The sequence below is a fragment of the Streptomyces sp. genome, from assembly GCF_031178505.1.
GTDB lineage: Bacteria > Actinomycetota > Actinomycetes > Streptomycetales > Streptomycetaceae > Streptomyces > Streptomyces gulbargensis.
In genome coordinates this window covers 1-6,916 of sequence record NZ_JAPSIW010000359.1, presented here as the reverse complement: position 1 = coordinate 6,916, position 6,916 = coordinate 1, and the positions used below count along the sequence as shown (strand labels likewise).

Here is a 6,916-nt window from a genome sequence, read left to right as displayed (position 1 = left end):
TCCACAACGGTGGTGGGCCTCATTGGCTACTCCGCGATGGTGGGCGCTGTGGGTGGCGGCCAGGCCGGACGCCCGGTGGGAGACGGCCTGGACGTGGGCGTCGGACATCACGGGTGCGAGCCGGGCGTCCCAGCTCCAGACGAGGCCGCGCAGACAGCCGTCGGCCGTGACCGCCGGGTCGGCGAGGAAGTCGGCGAACGCCTCGGGCCCGAGCCGGGTGATGCCGTCGAGCGTGCAGGACACGCCGGCGGTGGTACGGGGAGTGGCGGCCGTCCGGGCGGCCGCGGGGCTCGGCGCGGGGCCGGGCACCCGGCCCGCGGCGTGGCCGCCCGGCGCGGGCGCCGGTCCGAGCCCGGTGCGGGGCGCGGCGGCGAGGCGCTCGACCTCGTCGAAGGGGTGCGACCCCCGCGGGGCCGGCGTGGGCGCCGGGGCCGGGGACGCCTGCGCTCCGGGGGCGGGGCGGGTGTCCTGGCCCACCGGCGCGGCGGCCGTCTGGGCCGCGGAGGCGAGGAGGGTGGCGGTCACGGCCGAGGCGAGCAGAGCCGTGCGGGCACGTCTGCGGAGGGACAACAGAACTCCTGGGTGTGTGGGGGAATGCCCCGCGAGGGGGCGAGAACTGTCGCGGTGCGCACGATGGTGACGAAGCCACGTCACAGCGTGTGCGATGTAACATAGTAATGTGAAATTGCACTGACAAGCCCTCAGGAGCCCTGCGTACAAGCGGAGTTGACGGTACCGCTCGGCCGCCTCCCCGGAGAGAGGCGGCCGGGTGAGGATCAGGAACCGCCGGAGCCCGGAGCGGAACCGGAGTCGGCCGGCGAGGAACCCGAGGGTCCGGAGCCCGGGCCGGACGCCGTCCCCCCGGCGTCGGTGGCCGTGGCACCGGAGGACCCGGGCCCGATCCGCAGCTCGAAGTCGCCGTCGTACCGCTGGTGCCCGGCGATGACGGCGAGTTCGACGGCCTCCTCGCCCATCTCCCCCCGCACGATGAGCGGATCGCGCCGCAGGTCCCGCATGAGCGCCACGCACATGCCGAGCATCACCAGGACGAACGGGGCCGCCACCAGGATGGTGAGGTTCTGCAGGCCGGCGAGGGCGTCGCCCTGCCCGTCGCCGATGAGGAGCATGATGGCGGCGACCGCCCCGGTCACCACGCCCCAGAAGACCACCACCGGGCGGGTGGGCTCGAAGGCGCCGCGCTGGGAGAGCGTCCCCATGACGATCGAGGCGGCGTCGGCGCCGGAGACGAAGAAGATCCCGACCAGCACCATCACGAGCAGGCTCATGGCCCCGGCGACCGGGAACTGCTGGAGAAGACCGAAGAGCTGCCCCTCGGGGGTGGTCTCCCCCGCCAGCTCGCCCTTCTCCCCCAGCTGCATCGCCGTGCCGCCGAAGACGGCGAACCAGACCAGGCTGACGGAGCTCGGCACCAGGATGACCCCGCCGACGAACTGCCGGATCGTCCGTCCCCGGCTGATGCGGGCGATGAACATGCCGACGAACGGGGTCCAGGAGATCCACCACGCCCAGTAGAAGACGGTCCAGCTGCCCAGCCAGGCGTGGATGTTCTCGCCGCTCGTCGCCTCCGTCCGGCCCGCCAGCTGAGGAAGGTCGCCGAGGTAGGCGGCGATGGAGGTGGGCAGCAGGTCGAGCACGATGACCGTGGGGCCCACGACGAAGACGAAGACGGCGAGGACCGCCGCGAGGACCATGTTGGTGTTGGAGAGCCACTGGATGCCCTTCTCCACCCCGGAGACCGCGGACAGGACGAAGGCCAGGGTCAGGACGCCGATGATGGCCACGAGGAGCCCGGTGCCCGCCTTCTCCATCCACCCCAGCTCCGTGAAGCCGCTGCCGATCTGGAGCGCGCCCAGGCCGAGCGAGGCGGCGGAGCCGAAGAGGGTGGCGAAGATGGCCAGGATGTCGATGAACCGGCCTGGACCGCCGTACGCCCGCCGCTCGCCCATCAGCGGCACGAAGACGGCGCTGATGGTCTGGCGCCGGCGGCGGCGGAAGGTGGAGTACGCGATGGCGAGCCCGACGACCGCGTAGATCGCCCACGGGTGCAGGGTCCAGTGGAAGAGGGTCGTGGCCATCGCGGTCTCCATCCGCTCCGCCGAGTCGGCGGGGCGGGTGCCGGGCGGCGGGGTGCCGTAGTGCGCCAGCGGCTCGCTCACCCCGTAGAACATCAGACCGATGCCCATGCCGGCGCTGAACATCATCGCGACCCACGACACGGTGCGGAACTCGGGTCCCTCGTCCTCCTGGCCCAGGGTGATCCGGCCGTACCGGCTGACGGCCAGCCACAGCGCGAAGACGACGAAGCCGGAGGCGGCCAGCATGAACGCCCAGCCGCCGTTGCGGATGAGCCCGTCGAGGAGGTCTCCGGAGACGCGCTCCAGGGTGCCCGTGGCGGTGGCCCCCCACACGACGAAGGCCACGGTGAGCACGGCCGTGACACCGAACACGATCCGGTCGGTCCGCGCCCGCCGGTGGCTCTCGGGGAGGCCGGGAAGGTCGGCGGTCACCACCCGGCCCCAGTCCCCGCCCGGCGTACGCCCCCTGAACCGGTGCTCCCGTTCGCCGCCCCCGCCCTTCCGGCCGGGCCGGCCCGCGCCCGCACCGCCTCCGTCCGGGTCCCGCTCTCCTTGCGCCACCTCTGCACCTTTCGCCGCTCATACGGGAAAAATCCCGTGTGTCCGGTAAGGCACTACCACAGACGGCACCGAACCCGGCGGACATCAGGGCCGTGCGGCCCGGCGTATCCTCGGCCGGCGGGCGGGGACCGGCCGGCGACCGAGAGCGGAAGAGGCGGAGCAGGTGACGGAGAGCAGCGGGTACGGCGCGAACGGGGGCGGCGACGAAGGGGCCCGTACGGGCCCGGGGCGGGCCGGACCCGTCGGCGCCGACCGGGCTCCGGACCCGCGCGCGGGCACCGGGGCGGAGCCTGCCGGCCGGCGGCCGACCGCGCGCGGCGGCGGGGCGGCGGCTCCGGAGGGCGCCATGACGGCCGGAGTGACGGCACCCGGCGCCGGGCTGCCCGCGCGGGCCGTGGTCTTCCGGGACGTGCGCCCCTTCGGCTCGGCGAGGACCACCGATATCGTCGTCGGCTGGATCACGGACGTCCGCCTGGACGAGGAACTGACGGACTGCTACCGCGTCGCCGCCCACGGAGGCGCGGACGTCATGGGCCTTCTCCGCGCCGATCTCCGCGCCGGCGCGCCGGCCGACTTCGTGCTGGTCGCGGGCGAGTGCCTGCCCCAGGTCGTGGTCGACATGCCCCGCCGCGACCTGGTGGTGCACGGTGGGGTGGTCGTGGCCCGGGACGGGGTGTTCCTCGACCGTCGCTGAGGGGCCGGGTGGTCCGGCCGCGGGCACCTCCTCACCGGTCGGCGAGGCGGCCGCACGCGGGCCCGGGCGCGGGTAGCGGCTCGGACTCGGACCGGGGGTCCGGCTCGGGCTCCGGCTCGGGCTCCGGGGGCAGTTCCGGCGCGGCGAACAGCTCCCGCACCCAGAAGGCGCTCGCCTCGTGGCAGTCCGCCGCCGGCGTCCCCGGGAACAGCCGGAACCAGGACGCGGCCCGGCCGAGCGCGGCGAGGCGGGTGGCGAGCCCGGCCGCGCGCCGGAGGTCCGGCAGGGCGGGACCGAGGTCGGTCCAGGGTTCGAGGTAGGCGTCGCGCAGCCGGCGCGCCCGCCCCGGCCCGTACCGCTCCCGCACCGCCCCGAGCGGCACCAGGAGGCCGGCGAAGGGAGGCCCCACGGCGGCGTCGCCCCAGTCGAAGAAGGCGAAGCGGCCGGGGGCAGGGACGAGGATCTGCCCGTCGTGCAGGTCGCAGTGGTCGAGGGAGTCGGGGACGCGGAGCGCGTCGAGCTCCTCGCACCACTCCAGCAGGCGCGGGCGGCCCGCGAGGAGGGCCCGGCGCGCTTCGTGGTCCAGGGCCGGATTGTCCGCGACGAGACGGTCGAAGATCGCCGGCAGCTCGCGGGTACGGGCCCCGGGCACGCCCAGGCCGGCCAGCCGTTCCGCGTACGGGACCAGGGCGCGCTGCATCCGCCCGTACTGCCCGAGCACCTCCTCCCAGGCCTCCGGTCCCGCCCTGCCCTCGTCGAGGACGCGCCGGAGGAGAGGACCGCCGTCCGGAAGGAGTGTCCAGCCGCGTCCGGGATCGACGGCGAGGGGTGTGACGACGTGCCCGGGCACCCAGCGGGCGAGGGCGCCGCCGAGCGCCGCCTCGAAGGCGGCGTCGGGCGCGCTCGCCTTGAACCAGACCGCGTCACGCGGGCCCCCGCCGGCCGGCAGGCGCACGAGGACCGACCACGGCCGCAACCTGACCTCACGGGGCGCGCCGCTCTCCCGCAGCCCGTGCCGGGCGAGTTCCCCCACCGCCCAGTCCAGGGCCGCCCGCCGCCAGGCCTGGTCCTCCCACGGCGTGACCGCGTCCTCGAAGCGCCCCCGGTCGACCGTCATCGCCGTCGCGTCGTCCATCCCGGGATTGCACCACCGCCCCGGCACCACCGGCACCCGATTTTCCGGCGAGGGCCGACCGGAGACACGTCCGGCCGCGCTGAGCCGTCTCCGTGAAGTCGGGCCTGCCCCGCGACTCCCCCGGAGCTCCACCCGGGAGGTGCCCCTGCGCACGCACGCTCTCCCGGTAGCCCTTCGGGCGGGAGGCGCTCCCGGCGTTGCCGGGATTTCCCGAGTGCGCCCCGTACGAGGGGACCCTCCGCCGTGCGATCCTCCCCTGGGCCCCGCCGGCCCGGACAGCCTCCCGCGGGCGGACACCGCCCCTTTCCGGACACGGTCTAGTTCCGCTGCAGGGTGCGCGTGACGCCGGCGATGACGGCGGTCGTGAGGACCCAGCCGAGGGCGATCAGGAGGTAGGCCAGTCCCTGGAGGGCGCCGTCGGTCCAGTACCAGGCCGTGCGCTGGCCCAGGCCGCCGATGGGGACCAGGAGGTCGAGGGTGTAGACGAGGGGCTGGAACGGGGCCCCTTCGCCCGGTTTCACCGGCTTGGGGGTGGTTGTGCGGAAGGACAGGGTGCCCAGCAGGGTCAGCGCGAGGAGCCAGACCCCCGCCAGCCAGGGCCGGTATCCGTAGCCGACGGTCACGTCGAGGAGGTGGCCCCATGCGCGGGATGCCAGGGGCAGGGTGCGGCGGCGGTGACGCTGTTTGGCGAGGAGGACGCGGCGGGCGTCGTCGTCGTGGCCGGCCTTGCGGTACCAGGCCGCGACCTGTTCGTACGGCTGCGGGCTGTAGCCGGGGCTGCTGCGTATCCAGGCCAGGCGGCGGGCCACCGATCCGCGGCCTCCCACGGCCTCGTGGCGTTCTCCGTCCGCTTCCGCCGTCATGACGGAGCCGTAGACGAGACCGTCCAGCCGCACCCGCTCCGGCCAGCTGTGTTCGTTCTCGTGGAGGTACGCGACCTGGGCGCCCCGCAGGTCGAGGGTGCCGGCCGGGGGCCGGGCGAAGGTGAGGTCGAGGTCCACGGCCTGCAGGTGCGTGGCGACGAGGGCCGGGGCGTCCCCGTCGTCCCCGGCCGGGCCGCTGAGGACGGACCCGTCGAAGGTGACGTCGTCCGTGGCCTGGGCACCCCGGAGGCGCACCGTGCCGTGCGCGGTGAAGCCCTCGGAGAGCTTGAGCGAGGAGGCCCGGGCGTTGTCGAGGACGAGGGCCGCTCCGCTCGGGCCACCGCCCTCGAGCCGGGCGCCCTGCATGGCGAGGGTGCCCGGCAACTGTGCCCCCACGAGGCGGACTTCACCCTGGGCGACGAATCCGTTCCGGCAGAAGACGCCCCCCTCCATGGCCAGGCCGCCGGCCGAGAGGGCCCACCCGCCGGGTGCGAGCAGGCGGGCCCCGTTGAGGAGCAGGGCGCCCGAGACGCGGGCGTCGGTGAGCGCCAGGGCGGTGGTCACGGGGCTGAAGGGCGTGGGGGCGCCGCCCTCCACGACGGCGTGCCGCAGGGACAAGCTGCCCTCGACACGGGCCGAATCGGCCTCGACGCCGGGGATCCGGCTGCCGGTGAACACCAGGGTCCGGGTCGACGCGCCGAGGAGGCTCACCGGCTCGTCGAACCAGCAGGACTCGAGCCACAGGGAGTGGGTCAGTTCCGCGCCGGCCAGGTCGAGGCGGCCGGAAATCCGGGCTCCGGTGAGTCTCAGGCGCGCCACCACGCCCGGGTGCTCCGAGGGGGCGCCCAGGAGCAGCGTGGCGATCACCGCCGCCCGTACGGTCCGTTCGGGTCCCCACCGTCCGCCGTCGAGGACCCGGTCCTCCTCCGGTGTCCCCGTCCGCAGGTCCACCCGCCGGCCCTCGGGGAACGCGTCCCACAGGTCACGCTCGGGCGTCGTCAACTCGTCGTAGGAAAGCACCCGTGCAGCGTAGGGATCCTCGTCCGGCCGCGCACCGCCCCGCCGTTGGCTTCGGACCGGCCGGGCGCGCCCTCTCGGCGGGGCACGGCAAACCCTGTGCACGACGACGCGGTGGGCGTGGAAGTGGTCCCGGTCCGGGACGAGGTGGAAGCGCTCGTGGGACGCGAGGTCGGCGGGGGCGGTGCCGACGCGGGGCAGGCCGCGTTCCGGGCGGGCGTCGCCGGCGTCGACGAGCCGCTGGAGTCCGCCGCGGACCTTGTCCCCGGTCAGGCCGAGCGCGCGGGCGAGGCGGTCGATGGAGGTGAAGACCGCGGCGGGGTGGCCGAGGCGGTCCGTGAGGTGCGCGACGAGGGCCCGCTCGGCCGGGGCCACCGCCTGGTCGTGCCGCAGCGCGCGGAGGCGGGCGCGCAGGTCGTCGGACAGGGTGAGGACGTCCTCCGGGAGGGGCAGCCGCTCGGGCATGACCCCGACGCCGTCCTGGCGCGACGCGATGCCCAGCGCCGTCATGGTCGGCACCGGTCCGTCCGAACGGGTCACGCGGGGCGTG

At 75.2% G+C, this 6,916-nt stretch carries 4 protein-coding genes and 2 pseudogenes; 1 reads left to right on the top strand and 5 read right to left on the bottom strand.

The annotated features are described in order from the left end of the window. Positions 1–570: pseudogene (locus RIF68_RS21860) on the bottom strand (collagenase); the annotation flags it as partial. 206 nt (positions 571–776) lie between these two features. Next, positions 777–2,528 carry a BCCT family transporter gene (locus RIF68_RS21855; protein ID WP_309052980.1) on the bottom strand — a complete coding sequence of 584 codons (1,752 nt, stop codon included), beginning with the start codon at positions 2,526–2,528 and terminating at the stop codon, positions 777–779. 292 nt (positions 2,529–2,820) lie between these two features. Between RIF68_RS21855 and RIF68_RS36525 the strand changes: the two genes are divergently transcribed. Then, positions 2,821–3,351 (top strand): hypothetical protein, encoded by a 531-nt coding sequence (locus RIF68_RS36525; protein ID WP_375165731.1) that lies wholly within the window; start codon positions 2,821–2,823, stop codon positions 3,349–3,351. Between the two features lie 31 nt (positions 3,352–3,382). Here RIF68_RS36525 and RIF68_RS21845 read toward each other — a convergent pair whose 3' ends face one another. The 3 genes and pseudogenes from RIF68_RS21845 to RIF68_RS21835 all read right to left on the bottom strand — a co-directional run. Further along, positions 3,383–4,486: a phosphotransferase gene (locus tag RIF68_RS21845; RefSeq protein ID WP_309052978.1), complete on the bottom strand. Its 1,104-nt coding sequence runs from the start codon at positions 4,484–4,486 to the stop codon at positions 3,383–3,385. A gap of 317 nt (positions 4,487–4,803) precedes the next feature. Beyond that, positions 4,804–6,369, bottom strand: a complete 1,566-nt coding sequence (locus tag RIF68_RS21840) for an oxidoreductase (protein ID WP_309052979.1) — start codon at positions 6,367–6,369, stop codon at positions 4,804–4,806. A 162-nt stretch (positions 6,370–6,531) separates the two neighbouring features. Beyond that, positions 6,532–6,831 (bottom strand): annotated as a pseudogene (locus RIF68_RS21835) (DUF6042 family protein); the annotation flags it as partial. Between the last annotated feature and the right edge of the window lie 85 nt (positions 6,832–6,916).